The organism is Pseudanabaena sp. UWO310 (assembly GCF_006861605.1).
GTDB lineage: Bacteria > Cyanobacteriota > Cyanobacteriia > Pseudanabaenales > Pseudanabaenaceae > Pseudanabaena.
The window spans coordinates 18,802-43,614 of sequence record NZ_SELU01000048.1 but is presented as its reverse complement, the minus strand read 5'-3'; the positions used below and the strand labels follow the sequence as shown (position 1 = coordinate 43,614).

General features: G+C 41.0%; 11 protein-coding genes and 1 pseudogene. 7 read left to right on the top strand and 5 right to left on the bottom strand.

From position 1 onward, the window contains the following. Positions 1 to 122 precede the first annotated feature (122 nt). From PseudUWO310_RS15770 to PseudUWO310_RS15745, 5 genes and pseudogenes are all read right to left on the bottom strand, one after another. Positions 123 to 13,742, bottom strand: a complete 13,620-nt coding sequence (locus PseudUWO310_RS15770) for a putative Ig domain-containing protein (RefSeq protein WP_142602903.1) — start codon at positions 13,740 to 13,742, stop codon at positions 123 to 125. A 45-nt stretch (positions 13,743 to 13,787) separates the two neighbouring features. Beyond that, positions 13,788 to 14,159, bottom strand: a complete 372-nt coding sequence (locus tag PseudUWO310_RS15765) for a hypothetical protein (RefSeq protein WP_142602901.1) — start codon at positions 14,157 to 14,159, stop codon at positions 13,788 to 13,790. A 649-nt stretch (positions 14,160 to 14,808) separates the two neighbouring features. Then, positions 14,809 to 15,258, bottom strand: a pseudogene (locus tag PseudUWO310_RS15755) (transposase); the annotation flags it as partial. Positions 15,259 to 15,344: 86 nt separating this feature from the next. After that, positions 15,345 to 16,391 (bottom strand): DMT family transporter, encoded by a 1,047-nt coding sequence (locus PseudUWO310_RS15750; protein WP_142602896.1) that lies wholly within the window; start codon positions 16,389 to 16,391, stop codon positions 15,345 to 15,347. 29 nt (positions 16,392 to 16,420) lie between these two features. Continuing rightward, a complete protein-coding gene (locus PseudUWO310_RS15745) occupies positions 16,421 to 18,121 on the bottom strand; it encodes an ATP-binding protein (protein WP_223805693.1) in 1,701 nt (566 codons plus the stop codon). Between the two features lie 352 nt (positions 18,122 to 18,473). Between PseudUWO310_RS15745 and PseudUWO310_RS15740 the strand changes: the two genes are divergently transcribed. The 7 genes from PseudUWO310_RS15740 to PseudUWO310_RS15710 all read left to right on the top strand — a co-directional run bounded on the left by PseudUWO310_RS15740 (position 18,474) and on the right by PseudUWO310_RS15710 (position 24,803). Beyond that, a complete protein-coding gene (locus PseudUWO310_RS15740; RefSeq protein ID WP_190316050.1) occupies positions 18,474 to 19,211 on the top strand; it encodes a sensor histidine kinase in 738 nt (245 codons plus the stop codon). A 46-nt stretch (positions 19,212 to 19,257) separates the two neighbouring features. Then, the gene (locus PseudUWO310_RS15735) at positions 19,258 to 19,938 is read left to right on the top strand and encodes a response regulator transcription factor (RefSeq protein ID WP_142602890.1); all 681 of its coding nucleotides are present in this window, start codon (positions 19,258 to 19,260) and stop codon (positions 19,936 to 19,938) included. A gap of 221 nt (positions 19,939 to 20,159) precedes the next feature. Then, on the top strand, positions 20,160 to 20,537 hold the full coding sequence (locus tag PseudUWO310_RS15730; protein WP_142602888.1) for a hypothetical protein: 378 nt from the start codon (positions 20,160 to 20,162) through the stop codon (positions 20,535 to 20,537). Between the two features lie 97 nt (positions 20,538 to 20,634). After that, a complete protein-coding gene (locus PseudUWO310_RS15725) occupies positions 20,635 to 21,282 on the top strand; it encodes a DUF4079 domain-containing protein (protein WP_142602911.1) in 648 nt (215 codons plus the stop codon). Positions 21,283 to 21,383: 101 nt separating this feature from the next. Next, complete coding sequence (locus tag PseudUWO310_RS15720) at positions 21,384 to 22,745, top strand: 2Fe-2S iron-sulfur cluster-binding protein (RefSeq protein ID WP_142602886.1); 1,362 nt, start codon at positions 21,384 to 21,386, stop codon at positions 22,743 to 22,745. 167 nt (positions 22,746 to 22,912) lie between these two features. After that, the gene (locus PseudUWO310_RS15715) at positions 22,913 to 23,692 is read left to right on the top strand and encodes an MIP/aquaporin family protein (RefSeq protein WP_142602884.1); all 780 of its coding nucleotides are present in this window, start codon (positions 22,913 to 22,915) and stop codon (positions 23,690 to 23,692) included. Positions 23,693 to 23,996: 304 nt separating this feature from the next. After that, positions 23,997 to 24,803 carry a glucose 1-dehydrogenase gene (locus tag PseudUWO310_RS15710; RefSeq protein ID WP_142602882.1) on the top strand — a complete coding sequence of 269 codons (807 nt, stop codon included), beginning with the start codon at positions 23,997 to 23,999 and terminating at the stop codon, positions 24,801 to 24,803. The last annotated feature ends 10 nt before the right edge of the window (positions 24,804 to 24,813 follow it).

Below are 24,813 nucleotides of genomic sequence, written 5' to 3'. Positions count from 1 at the left end.
CTAGAACTAATCCTCCTCCCGCCTGTGCTTCTATTGCCAAACGCGAAAAGTTAGATTTTCGTATCGAATTTGCTCGTGTTACCCTTGTCTCATATTGAGACTCAACTGAGTTTTCTGCATCACTAAGCATAAGTTGTTTGATCATTAGGACTCTTAAACTCTAAGAGCGTATTGCCATTCTTATCATAACTATAGGAAGTTATATCACTGGCACTCGTTTCTGTAATTAACCTATCCCCAGTATCGTAAGAGTAAGTTGTCATTCCTGTTAGTGAATCAAACCTACCCAATCGGTTGCCTACTGAGTCAAAAGTATAATCTGTCGTGCGATTTCCAGTTAGAGGATCGATAATTGCTTCTTGAGTCAGTCTGTAGAGATCGTCATAAGTATAAGTTTCTTTCCTACCTCCAAACTCATCTACCGTTTTGATATTGCCTACAGGGTCAAAGGTATAACTGTAATTGGAGAGAACCGTACCCGTTGCAGTAGTATTTGTAAACACAGATAGACGATCCATGTTGTCATACTGTCTAGTTTCTACTACTCCATTTGACAACTTCGTCTCTATTAGATTGCCAACTTTGTCATAAGTATAAGTAGTCACATCACCTGTGGCATCAGTAACTGTATCTAATCGACCAAGGACATCGTAGGTATATTTAGTCTTACCTGATGGTGTTTCTACAGAGGTGATATTGCCATTTTTATAGGTATAACTAACTGTCGTCCCATCTGGTTCTATACGTGAAGTTAAGAGATCGTTGGCATCGTAAGTAAATAAAGTCGTACCTCTTGTATCAGTCTCAGACTTTCGTTTGCCTGTTGAGGTATAGGTAAACGTAGTGGATGTACCATCAGCAAAGTGCTTTGCTGTCAATAGATTATTACTGTCATACTCATAGGTAGTTGTATTGCCGTTAAAATCTTTTATACTAACCAAATTTCCAACACTGTCATAGCTCATTTCTGAGCGATTTCCAAGTGGGTTAACCATCGCTAATCTCCTTCTCAAACCATCATATTCATACCGTGTAATGTGATTGTTAGCATCAGTCTGAGATGTTAGATTACCCACTTCGTCATAGGCATAGCTGGTACGTTGGTTAAGTGGATCGATAACCGCAGTAAGTCGGTTCAAGACATCATATTCATACTGTATCTTCTTACCAGCCTGATCGATTTTAGCAGTGACATTGTTAAGGGAATCATAAACTGTTCTTGCAATTGTGCCATCAGGCAAGATGGTATCCAATTGACGACCGAGGCCATCGTAGGTAAATTGTGTGGTTCTACCTAAAGCGTCTGTGGTTGAGATTTTATGACGGGCTGGATCGTAGGTATTGATTAAGGTGTCACCTAGTGAATTAATAACACTGGTGATATTTCCAGAGGCATCATAAGTATATTCTGCTTTTATCCCACGTTCATCTATTATTGATTTCAGCCATCCTGCGCGATCATAGGTAAGTATTTTGCGAGGATTATCAGAAAGATCGTTAGGCGTATCATCAGGAGCAATTAGTTGGGTTGCTCTTCCTAATGCATCGTAGCTAATAAATGAAGTTCTACCTTCGCGATCAGTAGAGGAAATGCGATTCCCTTTGGCATCATAAGTGTAAGAATTAGATTTACCATCGCTAAAGATAACGGATGTAAGTTCACCTTTCTCGTCATAACGAGATTCAGTACGTCTTCCCAATGGATCGATAGTAGTAATCTGTTTATTGTTGGGATCGTATTCAAAACGAGAGATATTGCCTTCTGCATCGGTGACAGATGTTGTATTATTGTTACCATCAAAGGTCTTTGTTGTAGTTAAGGTACGAATTCCTAAAGATGTAGTAATTTTGAAGGTTTCAGTAAGTTGATTACCTCGAGCATCATAGGTGTAAGTGGTTTCATTTCCTAATGGATCGACCATACGGATACGATTTCCAAAAACATCATATCCGTAGCTGGTTATACCCCCTTTAGCATCTTTAATAGAAATAGCATTTCCTCTAAAATCGTATGTATAGGTTGTCTTATTCCCTTCGGCATCAATTTTAGAAAGAACATTTCCTTTACTATCTAAAGTATATTTAGTTGCATTTCCAAGGGGATCTATACTAGTCAGAAGTTTACTGTTGGCTCCATACGTATAACGAGAAGTATTCCCTAATCCATCTGTTTGGGAAAGTAGATTATTACTATAGTCATACGTATATGACTTTGTACGACCTTCTGCATCAGTTTCGGAAAGTAAGTTGTTCTGCTCGTCATAGGTTCTTGAAATCAAACCACCTAGAGCATCGACTTCTGATACAACATTACCCCTCTGGTCATAAACATAAGTCGTCGGATTGCCCAAAGCATCCTTAATCGTCTCTGTGGAATTAGTCGGATCATAAGCCAACTCCACAGGATTACCCAAAGCATCCACCAACTTCACCAGACGACCCTGCGCGTCATACTCATTCTTCACCCCAGATCTTCCAAGAGGATCGACAACTTCTGTCAAGAAATGGTCGCGGGTGGGTTGAGCATACTTAAACTGGGTCGTATTATTCTCCCTGTCCGATACCCCAATCAAATCACCCTTAGCATCATACTGATACTTCACCACCTGACCGAGAGGATCGGTTACAGAAGTAATCCTTCCACTAGCATCCCTCTGGAATGTCACCGCCTTTCCTGTATCGCTACCTGTGCTGAGCGCAGTCGAAGCAGTAATTCCCGCATCCGTAAACGTGAGCGTATTGCCATTGGGATTGGTAACTTTATTCAAATCCCCCGTCGTGCCATCAATCTCATACACAATCCCCTCCTTCGTGGTGAGAATATACTTATTCCCAAAATATCCATCCGCAGGATTGTAAGCCACCCCACTACCAAGGGAATAGTACTTACCATCGATGTAACTTAACTTAGTATCGACAACGGTCAAGGTACTAGTGGAGCCTTTCTCCGATGTAAAGGCAGGATGATAGATCGATGTATCGTAGCCATCGATCGCAGGGAAATAGCTAGAAATTGGATCGCGGGTGGGCTTAAAGGTAAAGGTTTCGCGCTTGCCCCCTGGCAAAGTGATAAATACCTTCGTACCATCCTTAAACGCCTGTGTTCTCAAACCTGTCTGTTCGTAAACCTCATCCTTTGCCAAACTCGTGCGGAGATCCGTATCTCGAAACTCCAATCTCCACCCATAGCCAAAATCATCGCTAACCTTAGCATTGAGTGAATCATAGGTGCGGGTTACATTAATCGGAATACCTGATATCGGTATCGATAGGTCAGTGAATGAAAGAGTAAAGTTTCCTAGTTTCAGATTCCCTTCTACGCTTACAGTCTGTTCCCAACTCGTAGACTTACCCGTCAAATCCTTGGCCGTTACCCGCACCGTATACAAATCATTAGCTAAAGTGGAAGGGTCAAAAGTGCCTAACTTGCCATTTATAACCTGTGTCGTTCCCCCACCAATCAATACAAAATCTTCGGTACCAATGGGGGCAACTTCAATCTGGTAGTCTTGAAAATTCGTATCCGCCACCGTACCGTAAATATCCACGGCATTGGTAATCGTAGCCCCATCGATTAAAGTATTAGCTCCATCCTTCATGGCAAAAGTAACTGTCGGTGCATCTACATCAGGGGAAATAGCATTAAAGATTACTTTAGCTTGACCGATGTTGCCAGCTTTGTCTTTCGCTATGGCTGTCCCAGTATATGTCCCTAAATTAGAGAGTTTGAAATCTGTTTTACCATTGGCATCGACGAGCAGATTTTGTCCGTTGATATTTAAGCTGAGACTATCTACATCCACGTTGTCAGTCGCATTGACGACTAGAGTAGCAGTTTCATTTTGATTGAAAACGGATTGGTTGACAAAGAGATTAACGACAGGAGCCTCTGTGTCAGCATTGATGCTAAGATTAAAGGCTTGAGTCGTTACACCGCCGCGATTATCGCTGACCTTAACAGCGATCGCATGATTGCCAATGTTCGCAATTTGTGGATTCCAGCGAATTCGACCAAGACTGTCTATGGTAATGCCGAGGGCTTTGCTGATGGCATCAAGTTCGTAGCCGATTGGATCATTATTTGGATCTGTGGCTTTGACATCGTAGCGGTAGATTTGACCAGCGATCGCTTGGACGATTGGCTGGCTAGTGACGATCGGAGCTAGGTTGGTAATTACTTCTAGACTGTATTTCTGAGTCGCTTTTTGTCCTTGGTTATCTGTGGCGACAACCTCGATGGGGAATGTCCCAGCTAGGGAAGAATTCCAAGAGATTAAGCCAGTATTGTCTATGCTCATGCCTGAAGGAGCCGAAGCAAGACTGTAGGTAATAGATGCGGATTCGGGGTCACTGGTGGTGACTTGATAAGTATATTTTGCTCCTGCACTAGCTCCATAGATCGGTTTAGAAGTGATGGCGGGCGGGAGGTTAATTGGTGTAGCAGAGACTTGAATTTGATAGTTTTGACTGGTCGTGCCGCCTTGATTATCATCGACGCGAATCGAGATATTAGCGGTAGTAGCGGTGGTAGGTGACCAGGAGATTAAGCCTGTATTATCGATGGTCATGCCTGAAGGAGATGAATCAAGGAAATAGTTGAGGGGATTACCTTCAGGATCTTGAGCCAGTACGCGGTATTGGTAGATGCCATTGGCGGCAGCAAGCGTAATCGGACTAGAAGTGATGATAGGCGGGAGGTTAAGGGCGCGGATTTTGAGGTTATAGGTTTGGGTGGCGATCGCTCCTGATGAATCGACTACTTGCAGGATAACCGCATGGTCACCGATATCTTTGCTGGTAGGATTCCATTGCAGTTGTTTGGTAACGGGGTCGAGGATTAAGCCGTCTGGTGCTTGGTTGAGGGTAAGAATCAAGTTGTCATTGTTTGGGTCATCAACCTTGACGCTGTATCTATAGGTGCTGTTGACAGTGCCTGAGACAATCGGTTCGGAAGCGAAAAAGGGCGGTTTGTTTTTAACGGTAGCACTGCTGGCAACTTCTAAGTTGTAGGTCTCAATATCAACGCCGCCGCGATTGTCATCGACTTTGATAGTAATGGGGAATTTGCCAGTTTGATCTGCGGTGGGTTGCCAGAATAGACGCGCGCTGTTGCCCAAACTGCTTTGGATGGTTAAACCTGAGGGGGCGTTAACTATTGAGAAGGTTAGTTTGTCGTTATCGGGATCTGTAGCCGTAATATTTGCGGTGTAGGGAAGTCCCAAAAGGGTGCGCTCGGAGGCTCCATCAAGATTGAGGATTGGAGAATTATTCGGTTTGGAAGCTACGACATTAATTTGGAAAGTGTATTTTGCTGTTCCGCCTTGCTTGTCATCGATGCCGATGGTGAAGGTATTTAAGCCTAAGTCGGTGGCTTTCGGTGTAAATTTGAAGGTTTGTTCCTGTCCTAGATATCCAGAAGGAATAAAGCTAATGTAGTAAGGAATTTTCTCTAGGGTTGCTGAACTTAGGCTAGTGGTAAGGGTGAAAATAGGGTCGCTTACGCCGTAGGTATTAAAGGTGCGGATGTCGTATTCAATGGTCTGTCCGACACCGACTTCGCTGAGGGCGGGTGGGGGAACTAGAAATTGCGGGTTGAGATGTAGGGGTGGAACTTCGATGCTGAAGCTTTGCAAGGTGATACCGCCTCTGCCATCACTGGCTTTGAGGATGCCGGTCTGAGTACCGATTTGATCGGCGCTGGGTTTCCATGCGAGTAACCCTCTAGTTTTATCGAAGGTCATGCCATTGGGAAGGGTGACTGCTTCTAAGGTAATTGGATCGTTCTCAGCATCTTGAAGTTTGGGGCGATAGAGAACGGTCTGTCCAACTTGAGCGGCAGTGGGGGCGGTGGTCAGGAATTCTGGGGCGGTGTTGCTGGGCGGAACGACGGGTGGAATGAATGCTCTGATATTGCCGAAGTTGTTGCCGCTGTTTGTTTTACCTGGTGTAACTACAACAGTACGATAGTTTGGATTGGTAGGATTCGTAATCTGGAATCCTGGTTGTAGTTCCTGTACTACGCGATAGCTTCCAGCCGCAACATTAAAGTGATAGATCCCATTGTCGTCAGTCTTGGTATAGACTTCATCAGCTTCACGAATTCCATTATTATTTTTATCGATGAAAACAATTTGATTGGCTAAACTGAGCGGTTTTACACTAGGAACATTCCCTAAGCCTGTAGGAGCAAAGACTAAATTGGAGATGGAGTAGCTAACACCAAGGTTAAGATCACCATTAGCAAGAATTGGTCTGATATCGCTCTTAAATATGGTTTGATTTTTTGTCCCATCAAAATATTGATAGCTTCCCTGCGGTAGGAGATAGTCTCCAACAAAAGGCTGAAATATATCAGCATCTATTATCTGCAACTGATAAGGAGAGTTGGGGCTAGATCCTCCTGTATCTTGACTTATGCCGATAGCATTAGAATTAGGCAATATTGGAATTGAGTCACCATTAATATTCCACCCTACTGTACTGGCAATAAGATCTGGTCTAGTAGAAGATTGCGGAAAGGTTCCATCGTAGCCACTAAGTGGAGAAATATAGCTTTGAATTGTGCCTGATGAGTCAATTGTAAACTTAAGTCCAGAACCAGGAAGTATCAGCTTCCCTGCTAAATCTCCGTAAATTGATTCATTAGGGACTAAAGCCATTCCTTGAAAAGGATATATAAGGGGAAATGAAATTCCATTGTCAGTAAAAGTTGCAAGATTTGACACATTTCCATCAGCTTTTACGCGTAAAATAGAACTGCGTCTATAATTATCTATACCATTACTTTCAACTTTAACCAGAAGATCTCCTCCAAAATTTCCAGTTGTATCAAATAGAAACTCAGATGCATAAGCATAACTTGTATTGATTCCAATTACATTAGCCAAATTAGAAGCTATAATAGCAACAATAGACGTTGTATAAGTACCATCTAAGTTCTTTGTAGTCTTTTGAATTTTAATTGGGTCATAAGTGTATTGTGAAGCGATTGTATAAATATCTCCAGTCTTAAAATCTCCAATATAGTCTTTTGGCACAATTGCAATTTGAGTGGACTGCCCAGATCCACCGCCTAGAAAAGAACCTGCTGGATTAGGTGATAAGAATTGAGATGTTGTGCCGTCAGAGTTGATAGATCGATAGTCGGTACCAAGAGCATCTGCAATGGTACCAGTTGAATTTATAGGCGCACTGATGATCAGTTTGTCATATGCATCAGAGTAGAACAATGTATATGGATAGATACGAGAGGTTAAATCAGGTAGGAGTGTCGAACTAACATTCATCCCATCAAACAAAGCTGCTGTTGTAGGATTGTTTGTAAGAATAGGGAAATCCAATCTATTCCCAGTTTTGGGTTGATTAACTTTTGGCTGTTGCTTGAGGAGATCTACTAGATCCTGTGGAGGCGTATCGCTGTCATAGTAAACCCTACCCCATATCTGTCCAGGCAAGACTCCCGACACATCCACGCTAAAGCTCTGAGTATCTATCCCACCTTTTCCATCATCAACTGACACCTTAATCTGTTGCGTTCCCACATCCGTCGGTTTCGTCGTCCAAGTAACCCAACCCGTATTCGCATCAATCGTTACTCCATCTGGTGCCGCAACAATCTTGTAAGTTAGTTTGTCGTTATCCGCATCCGTAGCCTTGATTTGAGTTAGATATCCCGTAGCAGCATATGCGGTTGTTTCTGGAGTGCTGGTAATAACTGGAGCATGATTTCTAATAAGTCCGAAGTTGTTGCCGCTGTTTGTTTTACCTGGTGTAACTACAACAGTACGATAGTTTGGATTGGTAGGATTCGTAATCTGGAATCCTGGTTGTAGTTCCTCTACAACGCGATAGCTTCCAGCTGCAACATCAAAGTGATAGATCCCATTGTCGTCAGTCTTGGTATAGACTTCATCAGCTTCACGAATTCCATTATTATTTTTATCGATGAAAACGATTTGATTGGCTAAACTAAGCGGTTTTACATTAGGAACATTCCCTAACCCTACAGGGGCAAAAACCAGATTATCGGTAGCATAGCTTACCCCAAGTTGAATGTTACCGTTTACATCAGATCCTTTAATATCGCTTTTAAACAAAAACTGAAACTTTGTACCATCGAAATAGAAATAATTAGCGTTTGTTTGACTCAGATAGTCTCCAACAAATGGTTGCAGAAGATCGGCACTAATCACTTGTACTTGATTTGGGAAATAACTGCCAAATGTACCTGAGACAGAAAATTTACCAAAAGCATTAGAATTTGGCTGGATGATAACAGGGGCAATGCCAGAAAGACTATATTCCCTATTTGTTGATTGAGGAGATGTCCCATCATAACCTCCAGGAGGGAAGGAGTAAGTTTGAATCTTACCTGATGAATCTATTGTAAAAATAATATTGCCTATTCCCTGCATTAATAATTTTCCAGACAATACTCCGTAACTTGATTCATTAGGGATTAGCGTCATATCCAATGACGAATCTGGATATATAGTTGGAATTGGAGTATTGGGAAGAATATTATTAAAAGTTGCTAGGGTTGAGACAGTTCCATCAGCTTTTATTCTATAAATACTTTGACCGATATTTCCTTCCGATCCGTCAGCGCTAGAAACTTTAGCTATAAGGTCGCCTCCAAAGTTGCCAGTTGTATCAAATAATAATTGTTCTACTATGTCGAATTTACCTCTAAGTGTTGAAGGATTTAAGATAGGAGCTTTTAAGGTTGCAAAATCAGTCGTAGTATATGTTCCATCTAGGTTCTTTGTAGTCTTTTGAATATTGGCATTAAAAAGATTAGGTGCGACAGTAAAAATATCTCCTGTTTTAAAATCTCCTATGTAATCTTTTGGCACGATTCCAAACCTATCTCCATCTCTTGTTCCTCCCAAAAAAGTTCCGCCTGGATTAGGAGATAATAATTCAGAAGTTGTCCCATCAGAGTTTAGTGAGCGATAATTCGTCCCAATATTCGTTGGCAATGTGGTACTGAGAATAAGTTTGTTATATGCGTCGGAATAGGAAAGAAAGTATTGATATGCGCTAGGTGCTAAGTCAGGTAATAGAGTCGTACTCAAGTTTATCCCGTCATATTTAGCTGCTGTTGCTGGATCGTTAGTGAGGATAGGGAAATCCAATCTATTCCCAGTTTTGGGTTGATTAACTTTTGGCTGTTGCTTGAGAAGATCTACTAGATCCTGTGGAGGCGTATCGCTGTCGTAGTAAACTCTGCCCCATATCTGTCCAGGCAAGACTCCCGACACATCCACGCTAAAGCTCTGAATATCTATCCCACCTTTTCCATCATCAACTGACACCTTAATCTGTTGCGTTCCCACATCCGTCGGTTTCGTCGTCCAAGTAATCCAACCCGTATTCGCATCAATCGTTACTCCATCTGGTGCCGAAACAATCTTGTAAGTCAACTTATCATTATCCGCATCGATCGCCTCCACTCTCGATACATAACCCGTAGCCGCAAAAGCTGCCGTCTCAGGCGTACTGATAATTATCGGCGCATGATTTCCCGCAATTTCTCCACCCACTGAAACCTGATATTTCTGCTGCGTAACGCCACCCCTACCATCGGTCACCTGCAAAATCACATCCGCAATTCCCATCTGTGTACCTTTGGGCTGCCAACTTACCAATCCCGTATTGGCATCAATGCTCAGCCCTGTAGGACTTTTAACAATCGAGTAAGTGAGATTGTCATAATCGAGGTCACTAGCTTTAACTTGATAGGTATAGAGTTTAGTTATATCGGCACTGACTTCAGGATTGCTAGTGATGACTGGAGGACGATTGGGAATTAAACTTCCATCCATTACATTCAGATTAAAGGTTTGAGTTGCCCATCCGCCTTGATTATCGGTGACTTTAATACTAATACTTTGAGTGCCAGTAGCATCGGCAGTATAGGTGAGCAGCCCAGTTTGACTGTTAATGCTGGCATTAGTTGGACCAGATTCAAGAATATAGGTAAGTGGATTTTGATCTGGATCGGTAGCAACTACTTGATAGGTATAAGGTTTGCCAATTAATGATTCTGTCGGTGCAGTAGAAGTAATAACTGGATTGCGATTGATGCCAGCTAGGACTTGCAAGTCATAGGTAAATTGAACCTGATTGGGATTGTAAAAAGCTAAGGTGCCTAGCTGAGTATTCTGCTGTGGATTTAAATTTTGGTTGTTAACAAGGTTGCTAAAGTTATAAAAAGGAATGCCATCGGGGGTTTTACCTGCGGTATTGATGACTTTGACACTGGGGTCGCTGATATTCCCAATGCTTACAAGTAAAGGACTACTGATGCTATATGTACCTTGATTTAGCAAGGTTATATCGGTGTAAAGAGTTTTTGTTTTTGAGTTAAAGGAGGTTTGTTGATATTGGGCTAAGATGCTGAGAGATACATCGGTGACACCAGCAAAGTCAGTAAAAGGTTGGTTGACCGAAATATTATTAGGAATTATGACCGAGGAAATGCCAGAGCCTCCTGATTGAAGTTGAATATTGCGAATTGTAGCGGTGGTATTAGTATCTTTATCGTCGTTAACTAGTCGAATTGTGAGGTTGGCTATTTGTCCATTTGTACCCGCAGGAAGATTGACGCTTACGGTTTTAGTAATTGGGTTATAGGTGGTATCGGCTCCAAGAACGGGAGTTTGTCCATCGCTAATGTTAAAGAAGACATCTTTGCGATTATCAATGGTATGGACTAATGTATTGCCGTTCTGGTCGGTAAGCGAGATTTCTAAGGAATCCTTGATTTGATTTTGACTGGTGGTATCAAATAGTAAGGAATCAAGTTGAAAGCTGAGTATAGATGGACTAGTGGGAAGAGTTAAGGATTTGGTCTTGGCAGTAGTAAAGTTACTGTTCTCGGTGAGTTGGATGCTGCTGTCGAGGTTGAAAGTTTGGAATGTACTCAGTCCACCGATATCGGTAACCTTGAGCTGGATATTGTAGATACCAGAGTCGGTAAAGCTAGGTGTACCAATGAGTTTAGCAGTGCCGTCATGATTGTCGGTCAGGGTTAGCCAAGTTGGCAGATTGGTGGCGGTAATGTCGCGTTTATCATTCTCTGGATCGGTAGTGATAATGTTATAAAGGTATGATTGGCTACCATTGTTAGTTGGCGTGCTAGTAAATACTGGAGCTTCGTTAACATTGGTGATATTAACTGTAAAGCTTTTCTCGTATGATAAACCGCCCTGATCCGTAGTTCTAACTCGAATGCTGTAAGAACTCTTAGCCTCAAAATCAGGCGAGTTTACAATACGGAGTTCGTTGTTAGCGATCGCAAAAGAAGCATTGTCTGTACTTCCAGTTCCCGTAACCAAACTATAGGTAAACGTGTTACCCGAATCAGGGTCTGTGCTTGTAAAGTTACCAATTAGAGAATTTGCAGCTACATTCTCTGGAGTTGTATTATTGCTGAGAACTAATGCGATCGGTGCTTCATTAACATCAGTGATACTTACAGTAAATACTTTCTCAAAGGACAGCCCCCCCTGATCTGTCGTTCTGACTCTAATGCTGTAGCTATTCTTCGCTTCAAAATCAGGTGAGTTAACAATGCGTAACTCATTGTTGACAATCGTGAAAGCAGCATTATCAGCACTTCCAGTTCCAGTAACCAAACTATAGGTAAACGTGTTACCCGAATCAGGATCTGTGCTTGTAAAGTTACCAATTAGAGAATTTGCAGCTACATTCTCTGGAGTTGTATTATTGCTAAGAACTAATGCGATCGGCGCTTCATTAACATCAGTGATACTTACAGTAAATACTTTCTCAAAGGATAGACCTCCTTGATCTGTAGTCCTAACACGAATACTGTAACTATTCTTAATTTCAAAGTCAGGGGGATTGACGATTCGCAACTCATTGTTAGCGATCGCAAAAGAAGCATTATCTATACTTCCAGTTCCCGTAACCAAACTATAGGTAAACGTGTTACCCGAATCAGGGTCTGTGCTTGTAAAGTTACCAATTAGGGAATTTGCAACTACGTTCTCTGGAGTTGTATTATTGCTAAGAACTAATGCGAGCGGCGCTTCATTAACATCAGTGATACTTACAGTAAATACTTTCTCAAAGGACAGTCCGCCCTGATCTGTCGTTCTGACTCTAATGCTGTAGCTATTCTTTACTTCAAAATCAGGAGAGTTAACAATGCGTAACTCATTATTGACAATCGTGAAAGAAGCATTATCAGTACTTCCAGTTCCTGTAACCAAGCTATAAGTAAAAGTCTGTGGAATTGTATCAGGGTCTGTGCTGGTAAATGTCCCAATTAGAGAATTTGCTGCAACATTCTCTGGAGTCGTGTTATTGCTGAGAACTAGTGCTGTTGGGGCTTCATTGACATCGGTGATACCTACCGTAAATACTCTCTCGAAGGATAGTCCTCCTTGATCGGTAGTTCTGACTCTAATGCTGTAGCTATTCTTGGCTTCAAAGTCAGGAGAGTTTACGATGCGTAACTCATTGTTGGCGATTGTGAAAACAGCATTATCAGTGCTCCCAGTTCCTGTAACCAAGCTATAAGTAAAAGTCTGTGGAGTTGTATCGGGGTCTGTGCTGGCGAATGTTCCAATTAAAGAATTAGCGGATACATTCTCTGAAGTTGTATTATCGCTGAGAACTAATGCGATCGGCGCTTCATTAACATCATTGATATTGACTGTGAATACTTTCTCAAAGGATAGACCCCCTTGATCTATCGTTTTGACTCTGATGCTATAGCTATTCTTCGCTTCAAAATCAGGTGAGTTAACAATGCGTAACTCATTGTTGATAATCGTGAAAGCAGCATTATCAGTACTTCCAGTTCCAGTTACCAAGCTATAGGTAAACGTGTTACCCGAATCAGGGTCTGTGCTGGTAAAGTTACCAATTAGAGAATTTGCGACTACGTTCTCTGGAGTTGTATTATTGCTGAGTAAAAGATTTGTCGGAGCAGAGTTGCTACTAACTGCCGTAACATATGCCCCTCCATTAAAAATAATATTCTGCTTTGCATTGATGCTGCCAAAGATAAAAGCATTACCATTTGCAGTGAAAGTGCCTTTACTAAGGAAGTCACCTCTAGTGTCTAAGGCTCCATTAAAAGTAATATTTCCCTGAGAAATAACCTTGATTGCATCAGCATTAGTTGTGGTTTTAGTAGCTCCATCAAAAGTAATATTGTTACTATTATTAGCAATCAAAGTCTTCCCACCAAAACGGGCTTGACCATTCATGTTGATTGCACCTGAAGCAAATACGGAGAGATTATTAGATTGAACTTTGCCTAAGTTAATATTGCCATTGCTGGTAACGAGTACAACGTTATCGAGAATGTTACCATTCCCATTAAAGTTAATATCACCATTATCTACAGTAATGATGTAGTTGCTGAGATTTACTCCGTTAGGTATGTTGAGTCCACTACCCGTGACCCTGACTACTTTTGGATTAGTGCTAGTTCCTGGCTGGGGAAATTTGTTGTTCCAGTCATTAACATTGTTGATCGGATTGCTACTGGCATTGAAGGTAATAGTTGATGCGCCTAGCGGAGTACGAGCATTTAATTCCTGAGTTTTAATATCGCTATAGCTGGGAATAGTGATCGTTTCTGGGGAGACTACTTTAGGGGGTAGTAACCCTATGTACGGATTATTATTCGCATTGATCGTGGTATAGCCACTGGCTACTGTAACAGCATGGCGTTGCATATATTCATAATGATCAAGCATCAACAGTCCAAGAATGGCTCTTAAAAATCTTGCTGGTTATGGATCTTATCCCAAGATATTTGAATAACCATTATGAATATGTGCAACGCCAACAGCATTATCAACGAGAACTTGTTTACCTGTCAGTGGATCGAATATCGGATCGCCACTCGTAGTGCGATTGACCGGAAGAATGGGTACGTTATTGAAAGTAAACCCTTTAGCAGCATAGATCAGGGCATCATCATAGGGTAATAATGGGTTGCCATCTAGGTCTCCGCCACCATTTATCGTAATAGTTTGGTCTGTACGAATGGCGTAGGATGCCATACTAAGTGTATTACTTGATTGTTGGGTAGGAATTAATAAGTTCGATGGTTGAACATTGAGAGCAAGGGGTGAAGCGGCAATGTTCAGAAAATTTACATCGGGACTCATAAATCAATTACCCTTATCTGTTTTTTAAGCAATTTGCATAAATTATAGATAATTTAAGCGTAAATTGTCTATAAAATAAACGTCTTACATTTAATCAAGCAAAAATTCTCAGGGTAAAACTGAATTTTATTTTTTCATTGCCGCAGACAGCAAAAAACTGCTGTCAAATTTATGATGTCGTCATTTTTTAAAGCGCTTTGTGCTGTAAATTTACCTTTGTGATTGGAATCGCTCTAAATACATTAACCTCATCCAAACCTTCAGCCGCCTTCAAGAAAGCACGTTTCGCCGCTACGCTGAGCAATCAAATCCACAAACGCAGGTAAGCGTCCGTAGCCAACAACATGCAATGAATATCAGGCTTACAGGGGCCAGCAGTATTAAACCATTTGGGCATAACGACAACTAAACTAACGGACAGAGATACCCCTTCAATATATCGCAACGCGCCAAGCAAAGCCCTGAAAACAAGAAAACACGTCATCAAAAATAAGTATTTATACTTATTCGCATAAATTTAATAACAAATAAGTGGCAATTATTTGCTCTAAGGTATTTCTATGTCAATTTAGAGCTTATGGATAGTTTTAGATGGCTTTGTTGCATGAATAAAAAGAAGCCAAAAGATGAAGGATCTTAGGATAGACAATTAACGAACAACAGAACAGGAGACAGATTTAGCAGGTTGAATCATGCGATTGAGAGCCGCACATTTGACGAACAACTCAACCGCTTGATTGTCAAATTTACGAGAACATAAAGTACCCCCAAAGATTTTTTTGAACCGAAACATCGTCGTCTCTGCCAAAGAACGTCGATGATAACCTGAGTTACGTTTCCATTTTTTACGCCCATGTTTACAGATATAGCGCAGGTTTTGGTCACGGGGATGAGCAGGAGCATTGGTATTACCATGCAGCTAAATTTTGGCATCTTTGCGCGGAGGAATCACGGCTTTAGCTCCATGTTGAGTAATCTCGTCATAACAATGGCGATGGTCATAGGCTCCATCTGCGGAAACTTGACCGACCTCAGCATCAATCCCCTCGAAAATATCGGCGAGTACTTCACCATCGTAGCAATCATTCGTAGTGACAACCGCAGCCTAACAATGGAGAAATATGTTTATGTCTTATCTCCTTTTTATTTTCGATGAAGTCTACTGATCTGAAACCCGCTATAAGGTTAAATGCCTCGAAAACCAATATTCATTTCCATTGCCTCATGAAGAATTGGTTTAGATAATTTCTGATTAGTTTTAGATTGGTATAGATTGCCAATAAAACTCAAGACAACTCCGATTAACAATAGACTGCCTCCCCAATATTGTGCAGAAGTTGGTACTTCACCCAAGATTAAATAAGCCATAAAAATAGCGATAATTGGGTTGAATAAACTCGCTAAGTTGAGTTCGGTTGAAGTAGCTTTTTTTACACCAATTAACCAACATAGTTGTCCTGTAACTACTATAATTGCTGCATAAATTAGCATCCATTGCCAGAGAAAAGGAGATAGTACATCAGCAAAATGCTTTGCTCCATATAGAAAATTAGCTAGCATGAAGAAAATCAAAGTTCCAAGAACATTACGATAGATAGTAATAATTCCTAACGGAATTGATCGCAGTTGTAATTTATTTACAACAGTTGAAATGGAAACAATAACTGCGGCAATCGCTACCAAGATTTCTCCTGTCCCAAGTTGAAATCCCAACATCGTCATTTTTTGTGGTGAATTTGTTAAAAAAGCAGTTGTTACTGCACCCACAAAAGAGACTAGGGAACCTAAAATTGTCCAAGAGTTAACCTGTGATCGCAATAGCCAAACACTCAATAAAAGAGTAAAAATTGGTTCAATACGACCAATTAAAACGATATTGGTGACATTTGTCTGCCCTAAGGCTGTGAAAATTAATGCTGGGGCGATCGCCCCCGATAAAATGCCTGTAAAGGTTATGCTAACCCAATCTTTACGAGTTAAAGCTTTGAGTTTATGCAAGGTCCAATGTTTATGAAAGATTAGAAGCATTAACCCCAAAGCACAAATATTTCCAACAAATAAGACGTTACAGAGTGAGATCGGATTTCTGCCATCGATCAAGTTATCTTTCCCGATTTCAACAATTTTCCGAGTAAGAGAGTTAGAAGATGCAAAGATTAATATGGCAAAGACAAGATAAACTGAGCTAGGAGTTTGATTGAAAATTTTCTGTAGATTATTAGTAATCTTCATAGTTTATTTTTAAAAAGTTATGGAGCTAACTAATCTATCAACAAATGTGAAACACTATTACCTGAAGTAAAGCGTAAATGTCTATAAGTTGGATCTATATCTGTCAGCAATAAAACCTTAACGATCGTGCCTGCGACCGATGAAGATTCAATCACTAATTTACCTCCATGAGCTTCCACAATTTTTTTGACGATCGCTAAACCTAAACCATTACCTGAGGATTTAGTCGTCATAAAAGGTTTGGTTAAGTTGGGTAAAATCTCAGCGGGAATAGGCGTACCTCCATTTTGGACTTGCATACAAATTTGACGAGAACTTGTCAAAGGAGACAAACTAACAGAAATTTTTTCTCCTTCTGATACTGCTTCACAGGCATTTTGCAATAGGTTGATTAAAACCTGAGTTAACTTATCTTTATCTCCATAGATTATCAGGGGGTCAGACAAGGCTTCAAAACATATTTGTTTGTCAGTTGCAACTTGCGTACTAGAAATATTTTCAATTATCTCTAGTGTTAGTTCGTTTATATCAATGGACATAGGCTGAATCACTTCAGGCTTAGCATAGAGCAGAATCTCATTTAAAAGTCGCTTGAGTCGTTCTGCTTCATCTAAAGCCAGCATCAATCGCTTCCTAGCATTTTCCGGCAGTTCCATGCGCTGAAAGAAGTTTAATCCCATCAGTACTGTAGTTAGAGGGTTACGGACTTCATGGACGATTGTCGCTGCTAGTTCGCCAATCTCTGAGAGTCGTTCTAACGCTTCAATTTTGCTCTGTTGTTCTTGCTGACGGTCGGTAATATCTTCGGTAATCCCCGCAACGCGATAAATTTTCCCAACTTCATCGAAAATCGAAAATGCCCGATCGCGAATAACTCTCAGGTTGCCATCAGGACGGATAATGCGATATTCCAGATCGTAATTATCATTATGTGTAAACACTTTGTTAAATGCCATAGCCACGCGCTCACGCTCTTTAGGATGAACCGCATTTAGACAAACTTCGCGATCGCTATACCATTGGGCAATTTCAATACCCCACACCTTCTCAAACATTGGACTCATATATATTGGCTCCCCATCATGGGAATATAACCATACCAACGGCTCTAAATTTTCTGCGATCTGGCGCAACTGCTCTTCACTTTTCTTTAATGCTAAGTTCGTTTCTATTTGCTGTTGATAGAGATTATAGTTATCAATAGCAGTAGCAGCACGTTCAGCAAAGATTTCCACCAATCTCATATCTTCTTTTGTAAATTTGCGCGGTTTGCGATGGAATGAACAAATCGTACCAATAATTTCGCCATCTGGTAGCCTTAAGGGCGCACCTAAATAAGCAAAATAGCCTTCTGGTGGTTCGCCATATTCTTTATTGATGGATGTATCTTCGACAAACAAGCAGCGTCCAATTTTGATGACAGTGCCCGTGAGAGAGCCATGCAGTTCATAGGTTTTATCTACATCAGTACCCATGTCAATTGAACTGGCTAAGACTCGCTCATACCCTTCTCGACAAAGGGTAACTACAGCCCAATCCAATCCCAGTAACTCACTAACACTATCTGCTACCAATTGTAGATAACTATTCAACTCACCTGCACGATAACTAAGAGAAGATAAGACTTCTAAAGTACGCTTTCTTTGCCATGAGTGTTGTTTTATGCGCTGAGGCAATAAAACTGAAATCTTGTCTTTAATAAATCTGAGCGATACTTTAACGGCCTTCATAGAGTAAAAATAAAGACTGTTCAGGTAATTCATAAAGATACGCTCAGCTAAAACTTAGCTTTTATTAATTAATTACTTAAAGATAAATCATATTAGAGAGCTTTAGAAAAGCGATAGTTATAATATAAATATCTACATTTATAGGAATAATTTGTGATGCAAGTAGCACTTCTTGCTGCCCATGGCTTAAATTTCTGTAATCTTTAACATTGCCAAGTTTTTTAGTATTAGTAATTTACTTTTCATGATCTCAATCTGGAATCTTTTTGAATTTATCTTGATCAGCATCACGATCATGGGGGCTATAACGATCACCAAGAGCTTTTCACGACCAAATCGAAGAGAGATGCTAATGCCACAGAATATATTACAGATTAACTCAGCCAAAGAAGATTTAATGATTAGTCTCTCCCAAGTTCAGGCAGAGCAGAGACAATTGATTGGCAATTTTTCCCATGAGTTACGAACTCCTTTGACTGTAGTGTACGGCTATATGCAAAGTATCCATCGTCGTAGTGAAAACCTCACTGAGCTTCAGAAAGATGTGCTTAAGATCGCGATGTTAGAGATGCAGCATACTATTAATTTATTACAAGAATCTCTCGATCTAGCACGGTTAGATCGTGACTCCATTTGCTTTCTGCCGACATCAGTGACATTGCAGAATTTGGTATTGGAGGTAATCGCTAATTTTGATAAAGCAGAAGAACGAGAATTTGTACTTGAAAGTGAGGAAAAGCCTATTTTCGTTCTAGCAGATGTCGATCGCCTTAAACAAGTTTTATCAAGGTTGATTGATAATGCTATTAGGTATTCTGATACGATGATTACGATTAAATTGGAAAAACTGGATAGTTATGCCGCTATTAGTATCTGCGATCGCGGTTGTGGCATTCCTATTCAAGATCAACCTCATATTTTTAGCCCTTTTTATCGTGTTGATCGATCGCGTAGTCGGATTACGGGCGGAGTAGGATTAGGTTTGACGATCGCTAAAGTATTAGTAGAAGCAATGGGGGGAGATCTAAGTGTAGATTCTCAAATGGGTAAAGGTAGTACCTTTAAGGTTATGCTCAAATCTTCTATTTAATATTCACTTAATATCTACTTAAATACTTAATATCTACTTAAATACTATGTCAATCAAAATTCTGTTAATTGAAGATGATATTAAACTAGCACAATTCATTGAGATGGAATTGAGCTGCGAAGGTTATCAGGTAAGTATGACGCATAACGGGCTAGATGGCTTAACTCAAGCTAGACAAGATCCTCCTGATTTAGTAGTTTTGGACTGGATGATGCCTGGGCTAACAGGAGTAGAGATTTGTAGACGTTTACGAGCGACGGGTAGTAAAGTCCCCATTATCTTGGTTACAGCAAGAGATGAAATTAGCGATCGCGTGGCGGGTTTAGATGCTGGAGCTGATGATTATGTGATTAAGCCCTTTAGTATTGAGGAATTGCTTGCCAGAATCCGTAGTAATTTACGCCGTACTTTTGAAACAGAGAGTAACATTCTCCAATTTGAAGATCTGAGCTTAAATCTCCGCTCTCGCGAAGTAATTAGAAATGGGAGAGCAATCGAATTGACAGTTCGAGAGTTTGAATTATTGGAATATTTGATGATGCACCCACAGCAGGTGATGACTCGCGATCAGATCTTGGAGAAGGTTTGGGGCTATGACTTTGGTGGTGATTCTAATGTGATTGAGGTTTATGTTCGCACTTTACGACAGAAGTTAGAAATTGATGATGCCCCGCGCATAATTCAGACTGTCCGTGGTGTGGGATATGTCCTGCGTCTTGTTAAGTAATTCAATAGATAGGCGGCGCATAGCGCCGCCTATCTATTTTCTATAAATAAGTAAACGCTGAGTTTTAACCTACTTGCTTTTAATTCTAAATTTATGTAACTCATAATTTGATCTCAGCCTCGTTTCATGGCGATCGCCGATCATTAAAGAAGTTGAGATTAAGACAGCCAAATTAAATCGCTTCACACCAGACTCACACACAACTTAAGGAAATCATTATCATGAAACTTACTTCTTTATTTGCTACAACTGCGATCGCAACTATAGTTGCCGCTTCCACAGTTCCCGTACAAGCATTCAATCCTAATGCAGCCCATGCATCAGTCCAAGAAGTTAAGATTGCTCAAGCTCTAACAAGTCAAGAGAAAATCGATCAAATTACACCAATTAAGGGGAAACCAGGCAGTGGCGATTTGCTTCGTAAATTGTATGCAAAAGACCTTACCCCGATTGGCATTCAAGTTGGGGGTGCTGGTATGGTAGTTAACCTTTACAGCAAGAAAGATGACACTACGATCTCACTCTGCACGACTTATGACGTAGTAGTTGCAATTAAGAAAGGTTTGATCGTTAATTTTGCTCCAAGTGAAGTTAAATAATTTAATTTAAACTTATAACGGGTTTCAGTTTGCCATAAGCGAAATGAAACCCGTTATGTTATTTCAGTTTGAATTTGAAGTTTCATTGTCGAGTCATATGGAAATAAAATATTTTTTTGCTTTGTTACATCCTGCGATCGCGATCGCGATCGTATTCCCATTAATTGGGATCGTGCTCAATCGTTCTTGGTTAACCCGTCAGCGACGCTTGCAAGCGGCAAGTGGTGTTAAGAGCAAAATTCCTCCGAATGTTGGTTCAGAACATTTAGCGATCGGCTATTGGCTGACTGGTTCAGTAGTGGGGGTCGCACTTTTAGGTATGGGGTTTCCAATAGTCTCAAAGATGATCGCTCATGATAGTCTAACTAAAGAACCTTTTCGGGTTGCCTTAGTTGCCCTGTTGTTTTTCGGTTCGATCGCTTCAATGGTATTTCTTTACCGTGCTACCAGTAAATTATGGCGCGGAACCTTTGCTACCCTTGCAGGGATGGGGCTTATTGTCATTGGTTCTCAACCTGAGATTTATCGCAAAGATAGCGAGTGGTTCTTTTCCCATTACTATTATGGAATAGCTTCAGCTTTACTGATGATTTTTTCAGTAGCGATCGTGCAAGATATCTATCAAGATCGCCAAAATCGTTGGAGAAATGTGCATATTATATTGAATATTTTTGCAACCATCCTATTTTTTGGGCAGGGCATAACTGGTTCGAGAGACTTGTTCTTTTGGTTTAAGCCCCAGTAATCTGGAGATAGCATTCTATCTAAATATAATTTCGTCAGTCCTTTTCAGCTTCAGGGTTATGGCTGAATTTAAAATTATTAGATTATCGATGGAGCTAGACAATGTTAGAAGAGATTAGGGAAATTTCAAATCCTCTATTTAGAGCAATAACATCGGGGATATTTTTAAGTACTTTAGTAACAATTCCAATTACTGCTTCCCTGTACTTGTTTAATCCTAGAAATGAAGCTACCCATAAATTAATTGTTTTTGTATCTCTAGCAAGCGCTGCTATTGGTACGATTGGGGGCGTTGCTACTGGGAAAAGCAGATCGATTTCTTCTAAATCTACTGCTTCTCTGGTGGAAGAGGTTGAGTCAAGTACGGAGTGGAAAGATTGGCGCAAATTTGTGATTGCTCGCAAAGTCAAAGAAAGCGAAAGCATTACGTCTTTTTATTTGAAGCCCGTCGATGGTGGTAACATTCCCAATCATATTCCAGGACAATTTTTAACAATTCAGCTTGATATTCCCGACCAACCCAAACCAATAATTCGTACCTATTCGCTTTCCGATTATTTAGAATCACCTGATTATTATCGCCTATCGATCAAACGCGAGCCTGCTCCCCCCGATACGATCGCACCTCCCGGAGTTGCTTCTAATTTCATGCACGACAGCATTCATGAAGGTTCTATAATTGCTGCTAAGCCTCCTGCTGGCAAATTCGTGTTGGATCTTAGTAGCCCCCAGCCTGCTGTTTTAATTAGCAATGGTGTTGGCATTACCCCAATGATTAGCATGGCAAAAGCGGCTACCTTGCTCAATCCGCAACGACATATCTGGTTCTTACATGGTGCGCGAGATGGCAGTCTTCACGCCTTTCGCGATGAGGTCAATGCGATCGCCGAACACAATCCCAATCTGCATATCGCTTATAGCTATAGCCGCCCTACGGCTGATGATGAAGGGCAGTATCAGCACAAAGGCTATGTCGATGCCAATTTAATTAAGAGCACAGTGGCTCCAGAAATGGAAAAATTATGCGGCTCTTCTGTCGCCGATTATTTTCTATGCGGGTCACCTTCATTCATGGATTCCCTTAGAGATGGTTTGCGAGAATGGGGCGTTCCAGACAAGAATGTGCTATTTGAATCCTTTGCTAAGGCTAAGCCCAAGAAATCCGAGCAATCTCAAGAAATTATTCCTAGAAATGAAAATTCCGATGCCATTGAAGTTGTATTCAGTAAATCTGGTAAGGCTATTCATTGGAATCCCGACCAAGGATCGATTTTAGAGTTTGCGGAAGCAAATGAAATTTATCCAGACCATAGCTGTCGAGTTGGGGTATGCGGTACTTGTGCCTGCAAAATTTCCGAAGGAGAAGTCGAATACGAAGAAAAGCCAACTGCTTCCGTCGAAAACGGTTCGGTGCTAATTTGTATTTCTGAACCTAAGACCGCAAAAATCATTCTCGACATATAGCGGTTTTCAAATGAGTACATACTCATTTGAAAACCAAAGATCAATCCCAGTAAAGGTTTTGGGTTTTCATTTTACCTATAGCAAAATGAAAACCGCTATATAAGTGCGATCAAATTTAATCTTTATACAGTTGATACTGTTGAAAAATACCTTGCTAGGACATCCAAATGAATCTAGTAGAATATGCGATCGAGGCATTGTGCTTGGGTGCATTCATGGTCAGCGCTACTCTCGTAACCGCATTATTTGAGCTTCCTTTTTCGCCCATTCATCAGGCAATCGCCGATCCTCTATTGCGGCGGTTGGCGATCGGCATTGCGATGGCATTAACCTTGATTGCCATTGTCTATTCCCCCTTAGGAATGCGATCGGGAGCGCATCTAAATCCATCGGTAACTTTGACTTTCTGGCGGCTTAAAAAAATTCGCTCTCTTGATGCCTTTTTTTATATCTTGGCTCAGGCGATCGGCGCAATATCAGGGATCTGGCTGGCTGGAGTTTTGCTAGGTACAGCGATCGCCAATCCCTCGGTAAACTATATTGCGACTGTTCCGAGCTTCGCTGGAGAAATGGGAGCTTTCTTAGCTGAGTTTGTTATTTCTTTAGGAATGATGACCTTGATATTACAGGTATCAAATAATCCAAAGATATCTCAACTTACGGGATTATTTTGTGGGTTATTGATAATAATTTATATTACCTTTGAAGCTCCAATTTCAGGGATGAGCATGAATCCCGCCCGTTCTCTGGGTTCGGCGATACCGTCTCAGGCTTGGCATGGCTTTTGGGTTTACTGTATCGCTCCGCCGCTGGGAATGCTCTTGGCTTCAGAAATTTATCTGAGACTTAGTAAGAGAAGGAGTCGCGCAGAACTATGCTGTAAGCTCTGCCCGAACAGTACTACCCCATGCATCAGTCCCGTATGTTGTCAGATGTGCAAACTATAGGAACATCAAACCCTAGAGAGTTGCGGAGCAAAGCTCCGCAACTCTCTAGGGTTTGATGTTCTGACTTAAGTGACTATAGCTATATTTATGGCTATATTTATGATGATTCGCTGAGGGAATGATTAAAGATTATTCCAAAAGCATCATCTGATTTCAATCAAGTTTTTATAGCTTTCTAACTTTCTCAAGTTTCTTCTGAAACACAATAGATTAAACGTTTAGCTAAAACCTTAAGTCTCATAGGATATTTTAGCTCTTCGAGAATCTTTCCAAATAATTGCAAATCTTACTGCGGTGAAAATATATGAGTCTTGAAGGAAAAATTGCTCTAGTTACTGGTAGTAGTGGTGGCATCGGTCAAGGTATCGCGATTCGATTGGCAAAGGAAGGCGCTAAAGTTGTGGTCAACTATCGCTCTAATCCCCAAGGTGCTGAAGAGACTTTAAATGCTATCAAAGCAACTGGTGGAGATTGCATGATGGCTGAGGGCTTCTGTGATAACGATCGCGGCTATAGCATTGGTGCTGACTTGGGCATGGTGGACGATGTTCGCAAATTGATCGATGAGAGTATCCAACATTTTGGCACGCTCGATATTCTAGTGAACAATGCGGGAATTGAAAAACACGCTGATTTTTGGGATGTGACCGAAAAAGACTTTGAAGCGGTAATGAATATCAATTTTAAGGGGGTTTTCTTTGCTACGCAATCCTTTGTGAAGCATCAAATTAGCGAAGGCAAACGCAATGGGCGCATTATTAACATTAGCTCTGTTCATGAAGAATTGCCATTTCCACACTTCACGGCATACTGTGCTAGCAAAGGAGCTTTGAAGATGATGACCCGCAATCTATCGGTTGAACTTGGTGCAATGGGCATCACCATCAACAATGTCGCTCCAGGTGCGATCGAAACTCCAATTAATAAAGCACTTCTCAACGATCCCTCTAAATTGGAGCCTTTGCTTAAGAATATTCCCCTTGGCAGATTAGGGCAACCTGAAGATGTTGCTTCCGTGGTGGCGTTTTTAGCTTCTGAAGAAGCCCGCTACATTACTGGTTCCACTATTGTCGTCGATGGTGGCTTGCTTTGGAACTATCAAGAGCAGTAGGAGCAGAACA

Bases quoted from the DNA above. Each gene is read 5' to 3' on its own strand.
- PseudUWO310_RS15770 (WP_142602903.1), bottom strand. From the start codon at position 13,742: ATGCTTGATCATTATGAATATATGCAACGCCATGCTGTTACAGTAGCC.
- PseudUWO310_RS15765 (WP_142602901.1), bottom strand. From the start codon at position 14,159: ATGAGTCCCGATGTAAATTTTCTGAACATTGCCGCTTCACCCCTTGCT.
- PseudUWO310_RS15750 (WP_142602896.1), bottom strand. From the start codon at position 16,391: ATGAAGATTACTAATAATCTACAGAAAATTTTCAATCAAACTCCTAGC.
- PseudUWO310_RS15745 (WP_223805693.1), bottom strand. From the start codon at position 18,121: ATGAAGGCCGTTAAAGTATCGCTCAGATTTATTAAAGACAAGATTTCA.
- PseudUWO310_RS15740 (WP_190316050.1), top strand. From the start codon at position 18,474: ATGCCACAGAATATATTACAGATTAACTCAGCCAAAGAAGATTTAATG.
- PseudUWO310_RS15735 (WP_142602890.1), top strand. From the start codon at position 19,258: ATGTCAATCAAAATTCTGTTAATTGAAGATGATATTAAACTAGCACAA.
- PseudUWO310_RS15730 (WP_142602888.1), top strand. From the start codon at position 20,160: ATGAAACTTACTTCTTTATTTGCTACAACTGCGATCGCAACTATAGTT.
- PseudUWO310_RS15725 (WP_142602911.1), top strand. From the start codon at position 20,635: ATGGAAATAAAATATTTTTTTGCTTTGTTACATCCTGCGATCGCGATC.
- PseudUWO310_RS15720 (WP_142602886.1), top strand. From the start codon at position 21,384: ATGTTAGAAGAGATTAGGGAAATTTCAAATCCTCTATTTAGAGCAATA.
- PseudUWO310_RS15715 (WP_142602884.1), top strand. From the start codon at position 22,913: ATGAATCTAGTAGAATATGCGATCGAGGCATTGTGCTTGGGTGCATTC.
- PseudUWO310_RS15710 (WP_142602882.1), top strand. From the start codon at position 23,997: ATGAGTCTTGAAGGAAAAATTGCTCTAGTTACTGGTAGTAGTGGTGGC.